At 71.7% G+C, this 17,521-nt stretch carries 19 protein-coding genes; 6 read left to right on the forward strand and 13 right to left on the reverse strand.

What is annotated here, in order from left to right; all coding sequences use genetic code 11:
• Positions 1–3: 3 nt before the first annotated feature.
• The 12 genes from hypA to AC3ETA_RS09240 all read right to left on the reverse strand — a co-directional run bounded on the left by hypA (position 4) and on the right by AC3ETA_RS09240 (position 9,910).
• Entirely contained in the window at positions 4–402 is a 399-nt protein-coding gene (gene hypA / locus AC3ETA_RS09185; RefSeq protein WP_432192308.1) for a hydrogenase maturation nickel metallochaperone HypA, read from the reverse strand.
• Positions 403–541: 139 nt separating this feature from the next.
• Complete coding sequence (locus AC3ETA_RS09190) at positions 542–655, reverse strand: DUF6893 family small protein (protein ID WP_373309792.1); 114 nt, start codon at positions 653–655, stop codon at positions 542–544.
• Positions 652–1,188 (reverse strand): hydrogenase maturation protease, encoded by a 537-nt coding sequence (locus AC3ETA_RS09195; protein WP_432192309.1) that lies wholly within the window; start codon positions 1,186–1,188, stop codon positions 652–654. Before AC3ETA_RS09195 ends, AC3ETA_RS09190 begins: the two co-directional genes overlap by 4 nt.
• A complete protein-coding gene (locus tag AC3ETA_RS09200; RefSeq protein WP_432192310.1) occupies positions 1,185–2,600 on the reverse strand; it encodes a hypothetical protein in 1,416 nt (471 codons plus the stop codon). The genes AC3ETA_RS09195 and AC3ETA_RS09200 overlap by 4 nt, the downstream gene beginning before the upstream one ends.
• Positions 2,597–3,280: a DUF6084 family protein gene (locus tag AC3ETA_RS09205; RefSeq protein ID WP_432192311.1), complete on the reverse strand. Its 684-nt coding sequence runs from the start codon at positions 3,278–3,280 to the stop codon at positions 2,597–2,599. Before AC3ETA_RS09205 ends, AC3ETA_RS09200 begins: the two co-directional genes overlap by 4 nt.
• The gene (locus AC3ETA_RS09210; RefSeq protein ID WP_432192312.1) at positions 3,277–3,906 is read right to left on the reverse strand and encodes a DUF5947 family protein; all 630 of its coding nucleotides are present in this window, start codon (positions 3,904–3,906) and stop codon (positions 3,277–3,279) included. The genes AC3ETA_RS09205 and AC3ETA_RS09210 overlap by 4 nt, the downstream gene beginning before the upstream one ends.
• A complete protein-coding gene (locus AC3ETA_RS09215) occupies positions 3,903–4,418 on the reverse strand; it encodes a hypothetical protein (RefSeq protein ID WP_432192313.1) in 516 nt (171 codons plus the stop codon). The genes AC3ETA_RS09210 and AC3ETA_RS09215 overlap by 4 nt, the downstream gene beginning before the upstream one ends.
• A complete protein-coding gene (locus AC3ETA_RS09220; RefSeq protein WP_432192314.1) occupies positions 4,415–6,199 on the reverse strand; it encodes a nickel-dependent hydrogenase large subunit in 1,785 nt (594 codons plus the stop codon). Before AC3ETA_RS09220 ends, AC3ETA_RS09215 begins: the two co-directional genes overlap by 4 nt.
• 92 nt (positions 6,200–6,291) lie before the next feature.
• Positions 6,292–7,380: an NADH-quinone oxidoreductase subunit B family protein gene (locus AC3ETA_RS09225; protein ID WP_432192315.1), complete on the reverse strand. Its 1,089-nt coding sequence runs from the start codon at positions 7,378–7,380 to the stop codon at positions 6,292–6,294.
• A 137-nt stretch (positions 7,381–7,517) separates the two neighbouring features.
• On the reverse strand, positions 7,518–9,224 hold the full coding sequence (locus tag AC3ETA_RS09230; RefSeq protein WP_432192316.1) for an enoyl-CoA hydratase-related protein: 1,707 nt from the start codon (positions 9,222–9,224) through the stop codon (positions 7,518–7,520).
• A 205-nt stretch (positions 9,225–9,429) separates the two neighbouring features.
• Positions 9,430–9,678 carry a hypothetical protein gene (locus tag AC3ETA_RS09235; protein WP_432192317.1) on the reverse strand — a complete coding sequence of 83 codons (249 nt, stop codon included), beginning with the start codon at positions 9,676–9,678 and terminating at the stop codon, positions 9,430–9,432.
• On the reverse strand, positions 9,665–9,910 hold the full coding sequence (locus AC3ETA_RS09240) for a DUF6400 family protein (protein ID WP_432192318.1): 246 nt from the start codon (positions 9,908–9,910) through the stop codon (positions 9,665–9,667). The genes AC3ETA_RS09235 and AC3ETA_RS09240 overlap by 14 nt, the downstream gene beginning before the upstream one ends.
• Positions 9,911–10,129: 219 nt before the next feature.
• Between AC3ETA_RS09240 and AC3ETA_RS09245 the strand changes: the two genes are divergently transcribed.
• From AC3ETA_RS09245 to AC3ETA_RS09260, 4 genes are all read left to right on the forward strand, one after another.
• A complete protein-coding gene (locus AC3ETA_RS09245) occupies positions 10,130–10,969 on the forward strand; it encodes a TIM barrel protein (RefSeq protein WP_432192319.1) in 840 nt (279 codons plus the stop codon).
• Between the two features lie 160 nt (positions 10,970–11,129).
• A complete protein-coding gene (locus tag AC3ETA_RS09250) occupies positions 11,130–12,020 on the forward strand; it encodes a 2-hydroxy-3-oxopropionate reductase (RefSeq protein WP_432192320.1) in 891 nt (296 codons plus the stop codon).
• Positions 12,021–12,191: 171 nt separating this feature from the next.
• Entirely contained in the window at positions 12,192–13,649 is a 1,458-nt protein-coding gene (locus AC3ETA_RS09255; RefSeq protein ID WP_432192321.1) for a catalase, read from the forward strand.
• A gap of 389 nt (positions 13,650–14,038) precedes the next feature.
• Entirely contained in the window at positions 14,039–14,278 is a 240-nt protein-coding gene (locus AC3ETA_RS09260; protein ID WP_432192322.1) for a hypothetical protein, read from the forward strand.
• 185 nt (positions 14,279–14,463) lie between these two features.
• Here the strand turns inward: AC3ETA_RS09260 and gcl are convergent, their stop codons facing one another.
• Positions 14,464–16,248 (reverse strand): glyoxylate carboligase, encoded by a 1,785-nt coding sequence (gcl, locus tag AC3ETA_RS09265; RefSeq protein WP_432192323.1) that lies wholly within the window; start codon positions 16,246–16,248, stop codon positions 14,464–14,466.
• A 251-nt stretch (positions 16,249–16,499) separates the two neighbouring features.
• Between gcl and AC3ETA_RS09270 the strand changes: the two genes are divergently transcribed.
• Entirely contained in the window at positions 16,500–17,189 is a 690-nt protein-coding gene (locus AC3ETA_RS09270) for a hypothetical protein (RefSeq protein ID WP_432192324.1), read from the forward strand.
• A 146-nt stretch (positions 17,190–17,335) separates the two neighbouring features.
• Positions 17,336–17,521 (forward strand): hypothetical protein (locus AC3ETA_RS09275; RefSeq protein ID WP_432192325.1); only part of this gene is annotated, 186 nt, incomplete at its 3' end.

A 17,521-nucleotide genomic window follows, 5' to 3' on the forward strand; every position in this document is an offset into this window, starting at 1 on the left:
GGTTCAGCACTCCTCGGGGATCGGTTCGCGGGCGTCCGCGCGCGGCGGACCGCCGTCCTCCCAGCGCACCTCGGCGATCTGGAGCTCCCGGCCCGCGAGCAGCTCGACCTCGGCGCCGCCGCACTCGGGGCAGGTCAGCCGGGGTGGCATGCCGACGGCCCACTCGTGGGCGCAGGGCGTGCAGCGGGCCCGGCCGGGCACCGGTTCGGTGACGAGTTCGGCGCCTTCCAGCAGGGTCCCGGCGCAGGCGAGTTCGAAGCAGAAGGCGAGGGAGTCGGGCACGACGCCCGCCAGTTCGCCCACGCGCAGCCGCACCGCGCGCACCGCGGTGACCTCCCGCGTCTGTGCGGCGGCCGTCTCCACCTGGTCGATCACGGCCAGCGCGACGGACATCTCGTGCATGGGTCCTCGTCCTTAAGGGGCCGGCCTTCATTAGAGGCGAGCCCCCGGGGCCCGGGAGCCAGGCACGCCGTGGCCGGTGCGCCGGGTACGCCGTTCGACGCAAGGCGGCGCACCCGGCACTCGCCCGGTGGGGGTGGGTTCACATCCGGCGGATCCGGAGGTAGCGCCGCAGGTCGGGCAGGACCTGGGTGGCGACGGCGGCCGCGGCGGCCAGCGCGGCGCCTGCGGCCCCGGCGGCGAGGATCTTCTTCATCCCGTCTCTCCTCCTGTGGAAGCTTCGGCGGTCGTGGTCCGTACGGGGACCGGCATCCCGCCTGCCAGCAACTCTTCGATCAGGCGCACGGCCCGGGGTACGGCGTCGGACACCTGCGGGCTGAGCCCCATGCCCTCCTCGGTCGAGGCCGGTTCGCAGCCGACGACCAGGACGCGCCGCGGTGGCTGTCCGCCGGTGCCGGCGCAGAGCGTGTCCAGCAGCGCGAGCACGGTGTCGGGCGTCATGCGGTGGCCGTCGATCGCGGGGACGGCGTCGCCTGCCTCCCGGGGGCCGTCGTGCTCGATGACGTACAGCGTGCCGGGGGCCTCGCCGCGCGCCGTCGCGTCGACGAGGACGAGGGTGTCGTAGCCGTCCAGGAGCTGGTAGGCGAGGTGCACCCCGCGCACTCCGATGTCCGCGACCTCGACGTGGGACGGCAGTTCCCGTTCGGTGAGCCGGCGTGCCGTCTCCACGCCGAAGCCGTCGTCGCCGAGGAAGACGTTGCCGATGCCGGCCACGAGGGTGCGCTTCATCGGGGACCCTCCGGCACCACGACCTCGTCCGGCTGGAAGTACAGATAGCGGCCCTGCTCCCGGCGGATGTCGGCGCCGGGGTCGCCGTCGACGGTGACCGCGAGGTGCACCGCGCCGTCGACATCGTGCAGCACCGCCTCGACGGTGGCGGTGCGGCCCTGGAGGAACAGGTCCTGGGCGTCGGTGTGCCGCAGGCCGGGGCGCAGTTCGACACGGCTGCCCCTGCCGACGGGCCGGCCGTCGACCATGACCCGGTCCTGCCCGGGGTCGAAGCCCGCGTCGCTCGCCGGGTCCCACCAGGGCGTCTCGGGGCGGGTCACGCCGAACTCGTCGGGGAAGCCGTCGGGCTCGCCGGTGATCTGACGCAGGCCGCGGACCGCGCCGTGCAGGCGTTCCAGTACCTCGGCCGGCATGGAGTCCGCGAGGTCGATGACGGCGGCGGCCCGTGCGTCGGTGCCGCGGGCCTCGCGTTTCTCCGCGTCGGTGAGGGCGGCGGTGCGCAGGGCGAGGATCTCGTCGATCTCGGTGGCGTCGTAGAGGGCACCCAGGCTCTCGGGGGCGATGGCCGGGTGGTCCTCCAGGATGATCGGCGAGGACAGCACGAGGTCCGCACGGTCGGGTTCACCGGCGAGCACGGGCCAGGTGTGCAGGTTGCGGCAGGCTGCGACCGCGCCCTTGGCCCACTCGGGCGGATCGGTCATCGACAGGAAGGAGCCGGCGCTCAGGGCCATGAGGAGGTGCGTGGCCACGAGGGAGTGCGGCAGCGCCGCGTCCCGGTCCGCGGCACGGCCCTGCGGCGGCGTCCAGGCGGTGGTGTTCTCGACGACGGCGGTGAGCCGCGACACCCGGTAGGGACCGTCGAGTTCGCTCGCGGAGAGCCGTACCACCCCGGTGACCTCGGCGCTGCGCCGGACCAGCCGGCCGACGGTCCGGCCCGTCGTGTCCAGGACGGGCTCGGTGTCCTCGACGGCGCGCTTGCGGAAGGGGAACTCGATCCCTTCGCCGGTCAGTCGTGCGACCGGTGCGACCAACTCGACGCGCTCCTCGGCCCCTTCGTCCCAGGGCACCAGCACCCGGTCGTCGAGGTGGAGTTCGGGCACGGTCTCGAAGCCGCCGCCGGGCAGGGCGCGTTGCACGGTGCGGCGGCGGGCGTGCAGGAAGCGGACCTCGACCGCGAGGCTCGCCTCCGCTCTCGGCTCCATCAGGCACTCGGTGTGCTGGAAGTCGTGCTCCTCGCACTCGGCGCCCCAGGCGGGCGGCACCAGGACGCCGAACTGCCAGCGCAGCCGGTTCTTGGCCGCCGAGGCACGGTAGGGGTAGAGCACGTAGCCCTCGAAGAGCACGGCGTCGGCCACCTGCCGGGCGAGGGCGAGGCGCTCCTCGGTCTCGGGGGCGAACGCGGGGGCGGTCAAGGCCGGGTCCTTCCGGTGGTGCCGGTGAGGGTGCGCAGCGGGTCGCTCGCCGGTGGGGCGGCGCCCGCGAGCAGGGCCTTCAGCGTCGCCTCCCAGGAGGGCAGCGCGTGCCGGGAGCGGTAGGCGAGGAGGGCGTTCATGGTGTCGTCGGGCAGCCGGATCCAGCCGCAGCCGGGGAAGTGCTGCTCGATCATCGCCCGCCAGGTGGCGACCGGCATCCTGAAGGACGCCTCGCGGTCCCACGGGACGGGCTCCACACGGAAGCCCCCGGTGCCGGTGAACGCCGTGCCGGAGAACAGCATCAGCAGCGGGACCTCGCCGTCGGTGAGGGCGTCCAGGTAGCGGGTCGCGGCGATGTCCATGTCGTAGGTGCAGGGCACGACGAGGTCGGTCTCGGTCTCGCCGGTGAACGCGGAGACCATCACCGGGACCTGCGCGAACTGCACCGGCTGGAGGGTGCTGCCCCAGCGGGCGCGCTCCCCGAACAGATCGGTGAGCCCGTCGGCCTCGGCGGGCGCGTAGCCGCGGCGGGCGGGCTCGATGCGCATCTGGCAGCGCAGGGCGACGGCGTGCACGGGGACATCACCGGAGGCGGTGACCCGCAGCCGGAAGACCAGAGTGGGACCGGCGGCGTAGCGGTCGGCACGGACACCGACACAGGAGAACGAGAACTCGGTCATGTGCGCTCCGCCTCGTCCAGGGGCCGGACACGACTGCGGACGTCCTCGAAGAAGACGTCCAGCGCGGCCCGCGCCTCCGCACCGCCGTCGAAGCCCTGCCACAACAGCCGCATCCGGCCGACGAGTTCGTAGCAGACGTCGATCGGGACGAGGTGGCACTCGAAGGCGTCGCCGTCGCGGCGCAGCAGGAGTGCCTCCACGTCGGGTTCGAGGAGGGCTGCGAGCCGGCTGCCGCCGAGGACCTCGTCGAAGGCGGCCGGTTCGAGTTCGCTCTCGGTGGCGCCGGCCGGGCTGGGGTAGAGGGCGACCAGCCGGCCGAGGGCCGCGTTGCGGAAGAAGAAGACGACGCCGACCGGGATCCGCAGCGCCTCCCACGCCCGCTCGTCGAGGCGGTGCCCGGGGTCGGTGAGGTAGCGGGCCGGGACCGCGCGGAAGCGGCCCGCGGCGGCGCCCGGCTGCTGCATGAGCAGCGCGCAGGCGCCGCAGGCGCAGACGAGGGCGCGTCGTTCGGTGTCGACCAGGTGGCGGTGGTCCTCGGGCACCACGACCGCGCACAGCTCGCATCGCTCGGGCTGCGGCGGACGCTCGGTCAGGAACCGCCGCAGGCCGACCGTGGCCGCGGTCACCGGGTCTTCGTCCCGATCTGCAACAGGGCGGGCGCCGACTCCACCTCGACGGCCCTGACCTCGGGCGCGAAGCAGGCGAGCGCCGCCTCGGCGGCCTCCCGGGCGCCGCTGCCGGAGCCACAGCCGCAGCCGCCGCTCGCGGCCGCCCGCAACCGCAGGGTGCCGGTCTGCTCGTCGAGGCCGGCCACCTCCAGGTCGTGCTGCCGCACGCTGTCCAGGGCCCGGCCGATGCGGGTGTCGCGGTCCTCGGGGTGCAGGTCGTGCAGGACCAGCAGGCTCGCGACGAGTTCGTCGCCGAGGAGCCGCGGCAGCGGATCGCCGGGGGCGGCCGACAGCAGGTGCAGGACGCGGGCCAGTCCGGAGCCGTAGAAGTCCATCAGGCACCGGACGAGTTCCTCGGCCGCGGCGGCGCCGGCCGGCTCGCCGCTCGCGCTCAGCCGGTCGAGGATCTCCTCGATGCGGCGGCCGGTCTCCTCCGCGCTCGCCGGCCGCGCCGTCGTCGTCGCGCTCATCCGCCCAGCCCGCTCAGGCCGGTGGGGACGTGCAGGCTCTTCACGGTCTTGCCGCCGCCGACGTACATGTGGACGCCGCAGGGCAGACAGGGGTCGAAGCTGCGGACGGCGCGCATGATGTCGATGCCCTTGAAGTTCTCCGGGGAGTTCTCCTCGAAGATCGGGGTGTTCTGCACGGCGTCCTCGTACGGGCCGGGGGTGCCGTAGCTGTCACGGACGCTGGCGTTCCACGGGGTGGGCGGGTACGGGTGGTAGTTGGCGATCTTGCCGTCGCGGATCACCATGTGGTGCGAGAGCACACCGCGCACGGCCTCCGTGAAGCCGCAGCCGATGGCCTGGTCCGGGACTTCGAACTTCTCCCAGGTCTGGGTGCGTCCGGCGCGGACCTCCTCCAGGCCCTTCTCGGCGGCGTGCAGCGCGACAGCGGCGGCGTACGCCTGGAAGTAGGTGCGGGCGCGGTTGCGCTCCAGGGCGTTGGACCACTGCGGGATCTTCCACTCGAAGGTGGTCTCCGGCTTGGTCATCGTGCGCGGCAGGTTGATGACCACGCTGTGGCCGGTGGCCTTGACGTACCCGATGTCGACGAGCCCGGACAGGGCGGTGGACCACAGGCGGGCGATGGGGCCGCCGCCGGTGTCGAGGGCGAGGTGGTCCTTGCCGTCGAACCAGCGCGGGGACATCACCCAGCTGTACTTGTCGTCGAAGTCGCGCTTCTGCGGGGCGGGGATGGTGTGCTGGTTCCACGGGTGGCGCGGGTCGACCGGGTTGCCGAGCGGGTCGTGGGTGACGAACTGCTCCTGGCCCTGCCAGTCCTCGTAGTAGGAGCTGCCGAGCAGGATGCGGATGCCGAGGTTGATCTCGGTGAGGTCGTTGGTGACCAGCTTGCCGTCGACGACGACACCGGGCGTGACGAACATCCGCCGGCCCCAGTCCGTCATGTTGGCGTAGGTGAAGTCGCAGTACTCGGGGTCGTTGAGCGCGCCCCAGCAGCCGAGCAGGACGCGGCGGCGGCCGACCTCCTCGTAGCCGGGGAGGGCCTCGTAGAAGAAGTCGAACAGGTCGTCGTGCAGGGGCACGACCCGCTTCATGAACTCCACGTACCGCATGAGGCGGCTCATGTAGTCGGTGAAGAGCTGTACGGAGGCGACCGTGCCGACGCCGCCCGGGTAGAGCGTGGAGGGGTGCACATGGCGCCCCTCCATCAGGCAGAACATCTCCCTGGTGTAGCGGCTGACCTGGAGGGCCTCCCGGTAGAACTCGCCCTCCAGCGGGTTCAGCGAGCGCATGATGTCGGCGATGGTGCGATAGCCGTGCTCGGCCGCGTGCGGGGCCTCGGTGCGCTCGGCGAGTTCGAGGACGCCGGGGTTGGTCTCCCGGACCATCTTCTCGCAGTAGTCGACCCCGACCAGGTTCTCCTGGAAGATGTTGTGGTCGAACATGTACTCCGCGGACTCGCCGAGGTTGATGATCCACTCACCGAGGTGCGGGGGCTTCACGCCGTACGCCATGTTCTGCGCGTACACCGAGCAGGTGGCGTGGTTGTCGCCGCAGATGCCGCAGATGCGGCTGGTGATGAAGTGGGCGTCGCGGGGGTCCTTGCCGCGCATGAAGACGCTGTAGCCGCGGAAGACGGACGAGGTGCTGTAGCACTCGGCGACCCGCTTCTGCTTGAAGTCGATCTTCGTGTGGATGCCCAGGCTGCCCACGATCCGGGTGATGGGATCCCAGGACATCTCCACCAGGCCGCTGCCGTCGCCGGCCGCCTTCGTCTTCGCTGCCATCGTCGTTTGCCGTGCCCTTCGTTGCGCGGGAGGTTCGGGTTGGGTGCGGGGGGGGGTGCACGAAGCAGGGGCGGATCAGGGGTGACGGAGCGTCACCACGGCGGCCGGTAGCCGGTGGTGATCTTCTCTCCGGTACGGCGCCACTTGGGCTCCTTGTCCACCGTCTTGCCGGTGACCTGCCGCAGCTTGCGGACCACGGCGCCGTAGACGGAACTGCCCGATACGGACAGCTTGGCGCCGGGGGGTTCGTCCATGAACGGCATGAACTTGTCGGGGAATCCGGGCATGGTGCAGGCGATGCAGATGCCGCCGACGTTCGGGCAGCCGCCGACACCGTTCATCCAGCCGCGCTTGGGCACGTTGCACTTCACCACCGGGCCCCAGCAGCCGATCTTGACCAGGCACTTCGGGGAGTCGTACGACTCCGCGAACTCGCCCTGCTCGTAGTAGCCCGCCCGGTCGCAGCCCTCGTGCACGGTGGCGCCGAACAGCCAGGTCGGACGCAGCTTGTCGTCCAGCGGGATCATCGGGGCGGCGCCGGTCGCCTGGTAGAGCAGGTAGGTCAGCGTCTCGGCGAAGTTGTCGGGCTGGATCGGGCAGCCGGGGACACACACGATGGGGATGCCTGCCTGGGACTTCCAGTCCCAGCCGAGGTAGTCGGGGACACCCATGGCACCGGTCGGGTTGCCGGCCATCGCGTGGATGCCGCCGTACGTGGCGCAGGTGCCGATGGCGACCACGGCCAGGGCCTTCGGGGCGAGCCGGTCGATCCACTCGCTGGTGGTGATCGGCTGGCCGGTCTCGGGGTCGTCGCCGAAGCCGCACCAGTAGCCCTCGGGCTTGATCGCCTCGTTGGGGATGGACCCCTCGACGACCAGCACGAACGGGTCGATCTCGCCGCGCTCGCCCTTGAAGAACCACTCGATGAAGGTGTCGGCGCCGCCGACCGGGCCGCACTCGAAGTCGATGAGCGGCCAGTGCACCTGGATCTTCGGCAGCCCCGGCAGGACGCCGAGGACGATCTCCTCGATGCTCGGCTGCATGGCCGCCGTCAGCGCGACCGAGTCACCGTCGCAGCTCAGGCCCGCGTTGATCCACAGGACATGGATCGTGGGTGTCTCGTCGGCGGGCGCACCTGTGGTGTCCGCAGCGCCGACGGTCTCCGGCGTCGCCTCAGTCATGGGACCGCCTCCAAGGGAGGTAAGGGATGAAGGACCGCATTTCGGTCCATCGGATTCTTGGTATCAGCGGTTCGGCCGGGGTGAAACACACCGTGGGCCATTCGTGTGACACGGACGGCACTGGTGGTGGGGCCGCTTCACGCAACCGGGGGCGCGGTGAGGTGCGGCGGGGTGCACGGGGGCCGGCGCTTGTGGACGAACGCGCGGCGCAGGGCGTGGTACGGGGCGTCCGGGTCGTCGAAGGTCCGGCGCATGCGGGCCAGCTCCCGTTCGCGGAAGCCGGCGAGCGGGGTCGTGGCCTCGCGGCGGTCCAGCTCGGCCTTCTTCGCGGCGATCTGGGAGGCCGTCGCCGGCAGTGCCGCGAGGCGTGCGGCCAGGGCGCCGGTCTCCCGGGCGAAGTCGCCGGGGCCGCAGTCGATCACCCGGTCGGCCAGTCCGAGGCGCAGGGCGCTCGCCGCGCTCACGGGCAGCGCCTCCCGCATGAGCCGTTCGGCCAGGGCCGGCCCCACCCTGCGGGGCAGGGTGCAGGTCCAGTACTCGGAGCCGTACAGGCCCATCAGGCGGTAGTGCGGGTTCAGCACGGAGCCGGAGCGGCACCACACCTCGTCGGCCGCCAGGGCGAGCATCGCCCCGCCCGCGGCGGCGTTGCCCGCGACGGCCGCGACGACGAGCCGGTCGGTGGTGGTCAGGACCGCCTCCACGAGGTCGTCGATGGCGTTGATGTTCGCCCAGGACTCGGCGGCGGGGTCGGCGGCGGCCTCGATGACACCCAGATGGATCCCGTTGGAGAAGAAGTCCCGCTCGCCGCCCAGCACAAGGACCGAGGTGGGGCGGGCGCACGCCTCCCGGTAGGCGTGCAGGAGGCGCCGGCACTGCTCGGTGCTCATGGCGCCGCCCGGGAAGGAGAACGTCAGGAAGCCGGCGCCGCCGTCCTCCCGGTAGCGGATGTCCGTCCAGGTGCGCTCGCGCGCGTCGGGCAGCACGGGTGGCGCGTGCTCCGGCAGGGGCGGCAGCCGGTCGCCCAGGGCCCGCACGGCGGGGAGCTTGAAGGTGGGCGGCCGGCCTGGCAGGCGGCGGGGCCGCAGTTCCGGGATCCACACGGCGCCGTCCGCGGTGGCACGGCAGATCGCTCCGGCGCGGGTGGCGAGGAGTTCGCCGGGGCGGCCGCGCAGGGTGCCCTCGGGGTGGCCGCCGTGCAGGTACCACTCGCCGCCCGGCAGCAGGTCCAGCACGCCGGGCTGCGAGTCGGCCGCCCGCAGCTTGCGCACGACGGTCTCGGTGGAGTCGGCGGCCCAGTCGATGCGCCGGACGCTCTGGTCCAGGTACGGCCGGACCCGCACGGGCACGCCCGCGAGTCCCGCCTCGTCCTGGGCAGCGGGGACGTGGGTGCCGCCCGCGAAACGCTCCACGGCGAGGAGTACGGCGGTCAGCGCCGCGTCGGCGACCTCGCCCCGGTACAGGTCGCTCTTGGCCACCGGAGGGACCCGGCACGGCACCGAGGCCCACACGTCGCCCGCGTCCATCTCGGCGGCGGCCTGAAGGACCGTGACGCCCCAGTGCTCGGCGCCCTCGTGGATCGCCCAGTCCAGGGAGGACGGCCCGCGGTCGCCGAGGGGCCCGGGGTGGACGATCAGACAGGTGTGGGCCGACCACACCTCCTCGGGGATGGCCGTCCTCAGCATCGGCGCCACGACGAGCTGCGGGGCGTGGCGCCGTACGGCTTCAGCGAGGGAGCGGTCCGGCAGGGCGAGTTCCACCGCCACGTGGTGGCCGCGGTCGCGCAGCTCGGCGTGGACGCGCTGGGTGAGGCTGTTGAACGCGCTGGCGACGAGCAGGATCTGCACGGCTGCCTCCGGGCGGACGACCGGCGGCCGGGAGTGACCGCCGACCGCGATCCTCGGTCACGCCGGCGTGCGGTCCGCGGTGACAGACGGTGGGGTCATCCGAATGACAGACGGTGGCATCGTCCGAACGCGCGGGGCGGGTCGCCGGCCGATGCGGCCTGGGCGCGGGTCATGCGCCAGGTACGGGCCGAGGCGCCGGCCGGTGTCACCAGGCGCGGGTCATGCGCTGCCACAGGGAGCGCGTCCGGCCGAACCCGGTCTCGTGGGTGAAGACGTGGGTGCACGACCGGCACTGCAGGTGCAGCAGGCTGCCGGTGTTGGAGAGCAGATAGCGCCAGTGCCGCGAGCAGGTGCGCTGCTCCTCGCAGTCGCCGCAGCCGCGGCGGTCGTCGCAGTTCGGGCAGGCCACCCAGGCGCGGCGCCCGATGTCCGCCTGCGGGTCACGGGGCAGCATGCCCGCCTCCTCGCGGCGGGAGCACGCCGGCCGCGACCAGCTCGTCGTAGACGCGCTGCTGGTCCGCGTCGAGGCCGGAGTACAGCAGCTCGTACGCCTCTTCCTCACCGCGCAGGGCGGCGAGGGGGTCCCAGTCGGGGCCGAGGGCGTCCAGTACGTGGGCCCGCCGGAGCATCTCGTGCGCGCTCAGGTCGACGGAGAACTCGACGGGTGCGGGGCCGTGGGAGGACATACGACCGAACGTAGGTAAGCCTTCCCCGCCCGGGCAAGGGCGGGTGGGAGAAGTCACAGCAGGTCAGAGCCGACCGTACACCCCCGCTCACTGCCCGGCGTCGGCGTTTTTGCCTGGCCCTCCTCTTGACAAGGCACGGCCGCGAACGGCAATCTTCCATTAAGCAGAAACGAACTTCCGCAATACGGAATCTCGACACGGAAGGGAGCGCCGACCCCCATGGGATTCGCAGAGCAGCGCTTCAACGTCAACCTGTCGATCCTCTTCACGGAACTCCCGCTCCTGGAGCGCCCCGCGGCCGCCGCCGCGGCGGGCTTCACCGCGGTCGAGCTGTGGTGGCCCTGGGTCGACTCCCCCACCCCCGAGCGCGCCGAGCTCGACGCCCTGAAGAAGGCGATCGAGGACGCGGGCGTCCGGCTCACCGGCCTGAACTTCTACGCAGGGCAGCTGCCCGGACCGGACCGCGGCGCCCTGTCGGTCCCGGGCGAGGAGTCGGAGAGGTTCCGCGCCAACATCGACGTGGCGGCCGACTTCGCGGCCTCGCTCGGCTGCACGGCGCTCAACGCCCTGTACGGCAACCGCGTCGAGGGGGTGGACCCGGCCGAGCAGGACGCGCTCGCGCTGGAGAACCTCGCCCTCGCGGCCCGGGCCGCCGACCGGATCGGCGCGATCCTGCTGATCGAGGCGCTGAACCAGCCCGAGTCGCCGCTGTACCCGCTGGTGAGCGCACCGGCCGCGGTGAGCGTCGTCGACCGGGTCAACGAGGCCACCGGCCTGGGCAACGCCCGTTTCCTCATGGACCTCTACCACCTGTCCATGAACGGCGAGGACCTGCCGGCGGTGATCGAGCAGTTCGCGGCGAAGACCGGTCACGTCCAGATCGCCGACAACCCGGGCCGCGGCGCTCCGGGCACGGGGACGCTGCCGCTGGAGGAACTGCTCGGCCGGCTGACGAAGGCGGGATACGAGGGCTGGGTGGGCCTGGAGTACAAGCCCGGCGACCGCCCGAGCGGGGAAGCCTTCGGCTGGCTGCCGGTCGAGCAGCGCGCCGCCCGCTGACGGCACCGCCCGCTGACGGCACCGCCCCTGGGGGCCGCCGCCCCCAGACCCCCGCTTCGGCCCCGAAGGGGCCTCGTCCTCAAACGCCGGACAGGCCGACTGTCGCCGACCGGCGCCAATTCGTTGACGTACCACAGCAGTTCAGAGAGGTACCCCCATCATGAGCACCCTCCCCAACATCGCCTGGATCGGCCTCGGCATCATGGGCTCCCCCATGTCCGAGAACCTGATCAAGGCGGGTTACCAGGTCACCGGCTTCACGCTGGAGCAGGACAAGCTGGATCGCCTCACCGCGGCGGGCGGCACCGCCGCCGGCTCGATCGCCGAGGCCGTGCGGGACGCCGACGTCGTCATCACGATGGTCCCGGCCTCCCCGCAGGTCGAGGCCATCGCCTACGGCCCCGAAGGCATCCTGGAGAACGCGAGGTCCGGCGCGCTGCTGATCGACATGTCCTCGATCACCCCGCAGACCTCGGTCGACCTGGCGAAGGCCGCGAAGGACAAGGGCATCCGCGTGCTGGACGCCCCCGTCTCCGGCGGCGAGGCCGGCGCCGTCGAGGCCGTGCTGTCGATCATGGTCGGTGGCGAGCAGACCGACTTCGACCAGGCCAAGCCGATCTTCGACGCCCTCGGCAAGACGATCGTGCTGTGCGGTCCGCACGGCTCGGGTCAGACCGTGAAGGCGGCCAACCAGCTGATCGTCGCCGTGAACATCCAGGCGTGCGCCGAGGCCGTGGTCTTCCTGGAGAAGTCCGGCGTGGATCTCCAGGCGGCCCTGGACGTCCTCAACGGCGGCCTGGCGGGGTCGACCGTGCTGACGCGGAAGAAGGACAACTTCCTGAACCGGGACTTCAAGCCGGGCTTCCGGATCGACCTGCACCACAAGGACATGGGCATCGTCACGGACGCCGCCCGCAACGTCGGTGCCGCACTTCCGGTCGGCGCCGTGGTCGCCCAGCTGGTCGCGTCCCTGCGTGCCCAGGGCGACGGGGGCCTGGACCACTCGGCCCTGCTGCGCGCCGTGGAGCGCCTCTCCGGCGCGCAGCTCTAGAGACTTCCGGGCGGCGCCGCCGCTGACACCTGTCCTGTCGCGCCCAGGCGTCGGCGCCGCCCGGAACCCACTTCAACAAACTGTTGACGTACAGATCGCCCCAAACCTAGGCTCCACGAAGCGGAAGTCCCTTTCCGAAGCCTCCGCTGACTCTCGTACGGAAGGTCCACGATGTCGAAGCGCGTGCTCACGACCGAGTCCGGCGCCCCGGTCGCCGACAACCAGAACTCAGCATCCGCCGGCGTCGGCGGCCCGCTCCTGCTCCAGGACCAGCACCTGCTGGAGAAGCTGGCGCGCTTCAACCGCGAGCGCATCCCGGAGCGTGTGGTGCACGCCCGCGGCTCCGGCGCCTACGGCCATTTCGAGGTGACCGACGACGTCACCGGCTTCACCCACGCCGACTTCCTGAGCGAGGTGGGCAGGCGCACCGAGGTGTTCCTGCGCTTCTCGACGGTCGCCGACAGCCTCGGCGGCGCGGACGCGGTCCGCGACCCGCGCGGCTTCGCCCTCAAGTTCTATACGGCCGAGGGCAATTACGACCTCGTGGGGAACAACACGCCGGTGTTCTTCATCAAGGACCCGGTGAAGTTCCCCGACTTCATCCACTCGCAGAAGCGCGACCCGTTCACCGGCAAGCAGGAGCCGGACAACGTCTGGGACTTCTGGGCGCACGCCCCCGAGGCCACGCACCAGGTGACCTGGCTGATGGGCGACCGCGGCATCCCGGCATCGTACCGCCACATGAACGGCTACGGCTCGCACACCTACCAGTGGACGAACGCCGACGGCGAGGCCTTCTTCGTCAAGTACCACTTCAAGACCAACCAGGGCATCCGCTGCCTGAGCAGCGAGCAGGCCGCCGAGCTCGCGGGCAAGGACCCCAATTCGCACCAGACGGACCTGCTCCAGGCCATCGAGCGGGGCGTGCACCCGTCCTGGACCCTGTACGTCCAGCTCATGCCGGCGGCCGAGGCGGCCGACTACCGCTTCAACCCGTTCGACCTGACCAAGGTCTGGCCGCACAAGGACTACCCGCTGCAGCGCGTGGGCCGGCTGGTCCTCGACCGCAACCCGGACAACGTCTTCGCGGAGGTCGAACAGGCCGCGTTCTCCCCGAACAACTTCGTCCCCGGCATCGGCCCCTCCCCGGACAAGATGCTCCAGGGCCGCCTCTTCGCCTACGCGGACGCCCACCGCTACCGCCTGGGCGTCAACCACACCCAGCTCGCGGTGAACGCCCCGAGGGCGACGACCGCGCAGAACTACGGCCGCGACGGCCTCATGGCGGCCAACTCCCAGGGCCGCGGGGCGAAGAACTACGAGCCGAACTCCTACGACGGCCCGGTGGAGACCGGCCGCCCGCTGTCGGCGCCGCTGGCGGTGACCGGCTGGACCGGCACCCACGAGGCCCCGCTGCACACCAAGGACGACGCCTTCTTCCAGGCCGGCGAGCTGTACCGGCTGATGTCCGCCGAGGAGAGGTCCCGTCTGGTCGCGAACATCGCCGGTGGCCTGTCCCAGGTCTCCCGCGACGATGTGATCGAGAGGAACCTGGCCCACTTCCACGCCGCCGACCCCGAGTACGGCAAGCGCGTGGAGGAGGCGGTCCGCGCCCTGCGCGAGGACTGAACCCCCAGACTGCGTCCGGCTCCTGACGGGAGGTCATGAGCCGTACGCACCGCCCGCGCACGACGCCGAGCGACCCGGATGAGGGGTGGCCGCCGGCGTGGGGCGCGGGCAACGCGAGGACCGCGGCGGCGTGCGAGCCAGTGCGGTGGTGAAGGTCCGGCCTCCTTCTTCGACCAGAGGGAAGGAGCCCCGGTTCCGTCGCTGCCGCCGCGGTCCCGAGCCCCAAGGCCCCGTCCGGCGGCGCGAACGTCCTGTCGCGCCCAGCCTCGCACCGTCGGGCGGCCACAACCGAAGAAAGCCTCACCGGCCCAAGAGCGCCGGGTACGGACGGTCCCGTACCCGGCGCTCTCCGGCGTGCGCGGGGGCGGCATCCGCAGGAGGCTGAAGGCATGGCACATCCAACGGAGCATCCGCATGTCGTGGTGCACTCGCCGGCGCTGGACGGCTCCCGGCGGGTCACCGAGGGCGACGAGACCCTGGGCATCGCCACGCACGTGGACGACGTGAGCGAGATCCTGCGGCTCGCCGACCTGTATGTCACGGACATCTCGGAGAGCGACTTCATCGAGTGGCAGGGCGGCGGCCCCGACGACTGGCCGGGGCTGTCCGAGCATCACGAGGAGGCGTAGCGGGCCAAGGCAAACCTCAAATCAAGCTCTGAATCTTGTTCAAGAGGCTTCAACCACCGCCGCACGCGGGCACATTGTCCTCAACACGGGGCCCGCCGGCACGGGGGCGGCGGGCCTCGGCGGGGGAGCACGGAAAAGGGGCGGTCCAGCCTTTCGGCTGGACCGCCCCTTCTGCGAGCGGACCGTCAGACCTTCAGCGTCCTGATCGAGGTCGGCGCGTGGCCGGGCTCCGTCGCGATCTCCTCGAACTCGACGACGTTGCTGATGTCGTTGGTCGTGGACATGGAGATATTGGTGACGCGCTCCAGGATCGCCTCGACGACGACCGGGACCTGGTAGTCCTGAGCCAGCTTCTTGGCCTGCTCCAGGGCCGCGCCCAGGTCGGCCGGGTCGGTCACCCGGATCGCCTTGCAGCCGAGGCCCTCGGCGACCTTGACGTGGTCGACGCCGTAGACGCCCAGTTCGGGCGAGTTGATGTTCTCGAACTCCAGGTTGACCTGGAAGTCGATCTCGAAGGCCCGCTGTGCCTGCCGGATCAGGCCCAGGTAGGAGTTGTTCACCAGGACGTGGACGTACGGGATCCGGTGCTGGGCGCCGACCGCCAGTTCCTCGATCATGAACTGGAAGTCGTAGTCGCCGGACAGGGCGACGACCTGGGCCTCCGGGTCGGCCTTGGCGACGCCCAGCGCGGCCGGGATCGTCCAGCCGAGGGGGCCCGCCTGGCCGCAGTTGATCCAGTGCCGCGGCTTGAAGACGTGCAGCATCTGAGCGCCGGCGATCTGCGAGAGGCCGATCGTGGAGACGTACCGGGTCTGGGGGCCGAAGGCCTTGTTCATCTCCTCGTAGACGCGCTGCGGCTTGATCGGGATGTCGTCGAAGTGCGTACGGCGCTGGAGGGTCGCCTTCCTCTCCTGCGCCGAGGCGGCCCACGCGGAGCGGTCGGGCAGCCGGCCGGCCGCCTTCAACTCCCGTGCCACCTCGACGAACAGCTCCAGGGCGGCCTTCGCGTCGGACGCGATGCCGTAGTCCGGGGCGAAGATCTTGCCGATCTGGGTGGGCTCGATGTCGACGTGGACGAACTTGCGGCCGGCCGTGTAGACGTCGATCTTGCCGGTGTGGCGGTTGGCCCAGCGGTTGCCGATGCCGAGGACGAAGTCGGACTCCAGGAAGGTCGCGTTGCCGTAGCGGTGCGAGGTCTGCAGGCCCACCATGCCGGCGTTCAGCTCGTGGTCGTCGGGGAGCAGGCCCCAGCCCATCAGGGTCGGGACGACCGGTGTGCCGGTCAACTCGGCGAACTCGACGAGGAGTTCGGCGGCGTCGGCGTTGATGACGCCGCCGCCCGCGACGATCAGCGGGCGCTCGGACGCGTTCAGCATCCCGATCGCCTTCTCGACCTGGGCACGGGTCGCGGCCGGCTTGTAGACCGGCAGCGGCTCGTACGTCTCGGGGTCGAACTCGATCTCGGTGAGCTGGACGTCGATCGGCAGGTCGATGAGGACCGGACCGGGGCGGCCGGAGCGCATCAGGTGGAACGCCTGCTGGAAGACGCCGGGGACCTGCGCGGCCTCCAGGACGGTCACGGCCATCTTGGTGACCGGCTTGGCGATGGACGCGATGTCGACGGCCTGGAAGTCCTCTTTGTGGATCACGGCGGTCGGGGCCTGGCCGGTGATGCACAGGATCGGGATGGAGTCGCCGATCGCGGAGTACAGGCCGGTGATCATGTCGGTGCCGGCCGGGCCGGAGGTGCCGATGCAGACGCCGATGTTGCCCGGGTGCGTGCGGGTGTAGCCCTCCGCCATGTGCGAGGCGCCCTCCACATGGCGGGCGAGGGTGTGATGGATGCCGCCGGAGGCCTTGAGCGCTGCGTAGAAGGGGTTGATCGCCGCGCCCGGCACGCCGAACGCGTTGCTGACGCCCTCGCGCTTGAGGATCTCGACTGCCGCTCGGGCAGCGGTCATACGTGCCATTGAGTACTCCTGCTTCGGCTGTCGGATTCGCACTCCCGTCGCGCCCCGCGGTGAGCAATTCCGTGACGATGTCGCTCCCGCTCGCGGACTCCGAAGGACAATCCCTCGACTTCCGTATTACGGAAACTCTTTTCTGCTATCTGGAAGCAATGTAGGCGTGCGGGTGAAGACCGTCAAGAGCCGGACAACCGGGCGCCGCCTGGAGGACGATGGGAGCGCTGTCCCGATGCGAGGTCGTCCTGGAGTGGGCCATGTCCGAGAGCGTGCCGGTGCGCTGCCCGGCCTGCCGGCGCGAGCATCTGTACGCGGCACCCGCCTATCCCTGCGAGTGCGGGGCCCCTGTGGTGCCGCCGCTCGACCCGGCCGGCACCGCGACCGCGGTCGCCCATCGGGCCTGGGACGACGAGTGGATCAGCGTCCGGTGCGCTGCCTGCGGCCGCGAGGGCGAGTGGCCCCGTCCCGAGCTCGGCTGCTCCTGCGGCACGCTGCTGCGGGTGCCGGTGGCACGGGCGAGCGCGGACGACGAGGAGGCGGAGCCGCCGAAGGCGCCCGCCCCGCGCCGTGCCTTCCAGCCCATCACGATCCGCACCGCCCGCGACGCGGTCACCGCGGCCGCCGTGTATCTGCGCTGGCTCGGCTACCGGGACATCCGCCGCGCCGACCAGCGCCCCACGTCGGGCATCGGCATCGCCGCGCACGGGCTGCTCGCCCAGGTCGACCCGACCGTACGGCCGGCCTCACTGCGGGACGTGGAGTGTCTGTGGCTGACCGCCATGACGGAGTCGGCGGCCTGCGTCTACTTCTCCCTGTCCGGCTACGCCCCCGACGCCCGGGCCCGCGCCGACAGCCTCGGCGTCCCCCTCTTCGTCCTGGACCTCACGGGCACGCCCCAGCCGGTCAACACCCTCGCCGACGAACTGGACTCGACGGGCGCGCGGTGATGTGTCCTCGCCCCGAGCAGGGGGACCCCCAGGGGGCTGCCGCCCCAGGACCCCCGCTTCGGCCCTGAACCGGCCTCGTCCGCAAACGCCGGACGGGCTGAAGGCCCACGAGCCGGAACGGCCTCGACCGCCGGCCGCAGGTGTGCGTGCGCCGCGACCAGGGCCTGGTGCGAAAGTGGCGTCGCCGCCCGAAGGGCGGCCGCGCGGCGTTCGGTGCGTCCTCTCGGCGTGCCGCCCGGAAGCCCTCGTACCGGGCGTACTCGGGCTTTCGGGCGGTGCGGCCGGAGGACGTGCCGGGCGTCGCCCGGCAGGCGCCACTTCCGCACCAGGCC

The organism is Streptomyces sp. bgisy027, from assembly GCF_057710365.1.

Bases quoted from the DNA above. Each gene is read 5' to 3' on its own strand.
- AC3ETA_RS09235 (WP_432192317.1), bottom strand. From the start codon at position 9,678: ATGCTGCCCCGTGACCCGCAGGCGGACATCGGGCGCCGCGCCTGGGTG.
- AC3ETA_RS09255 (WP_432192321.1), top strand. From the start codon at position 12,192: ATGTCGAAGCGCGTGCTCACGACCGAGTCCGGCGCCCCGGTCGCCGAC.
- AC3ETA_RS09220 (WP_432192314.1), bottom strand. From the start codon at position 6,199: ATGGCAGCGAAGACGAAGGCGGCCGGCGACGGCAGCGGCCTGGTGGAG.
- AC3ETA_RS09190 (WP_373309792.1), bottom strand. From the start codon at position 655: ATGAAGAAGATCCTCGCCGCCGGGGCCGCAGGCGCCGCGCTGGCCGCC.
- AC3ETA_RS09205 (WP_432192311.1), bottom strand. From the start codon at position 3,280: ATGACCGAGTTCTCGTTCTCCTGTGTCGGTGTCCGTGCCGACCGCTAC.
- AC3ETA_RS09260 (WP_432192322.1), top strand. From the start codon at position 14,039: ATGGCACATCCAACGGAGCATCCGCATGTCGTGGTGCACTCGCCGGCG.
- AC3ETA_RS09215 (WP_432192313.1), bottom strand. From the start codon at position 4,418: ATGAGCGCGACGACGACGGCGCGGCCGGCGAGCGCGGAGGAGACCGGC.
- AC3ETA_RS09195 (WP_432192309.1), bottom strand. From the start codon at position 1,188: ATGAAGCGCACCCTCGTGGCCGGCATCGGCAACGTCTTCCTCGGCGAC.
- AC3ETA_RS09225 (WP_432192315.1), bottom strand. From the start codon at position 7,380: ATGACTGAGGCGACGCCGGAGACCGTCGGCGCTGCGGACACCACAGGT.
- hypA (WP_432192308.1), bottom strand. From the start codon at position 402: ATGCACGAGATGTCCGTCGCGCTGGCCGTGATCGACCAGGTGGAGACG.
- gcl (WP_432192323.1), bottom strand. From the start codon at position 16,248: ATGGCACGTATGACCGCTGCCCGAGCGGCAGTCGAGATCCTCAAGCGC.
- AC3ETA_RS09245 (WP_432192319.1), top strand. From the start codon at position 10,130: ATGGGATTCGCAGAGCAGCGCTTCAACGTCAACCTGTCGATCCTCTTC.
- AC3ETA_RS09270 (WP_432192324.1), top strand. From the start codon at position 16,500: ATGTCCGAGAGCGTGCCGGTGCGCTGCCCGGCCTGCCGGCGCGAGCAT.
- AC3ETA_RS09240 (WP_432192318.1), bottom strand. From the start codon at position 9,910: ATGTCCTCCCACGGCCCCGCACCCGTCGAGTTCTCCGTCGACCTGAGC.
- AC3ETA_RS09250 (WP_432192320.1), top strand. From the start codon at position 11,130: ATGAGCACCCTCCCCAACATCGCCTGGATCGGCCTCGGCATCATGGGC.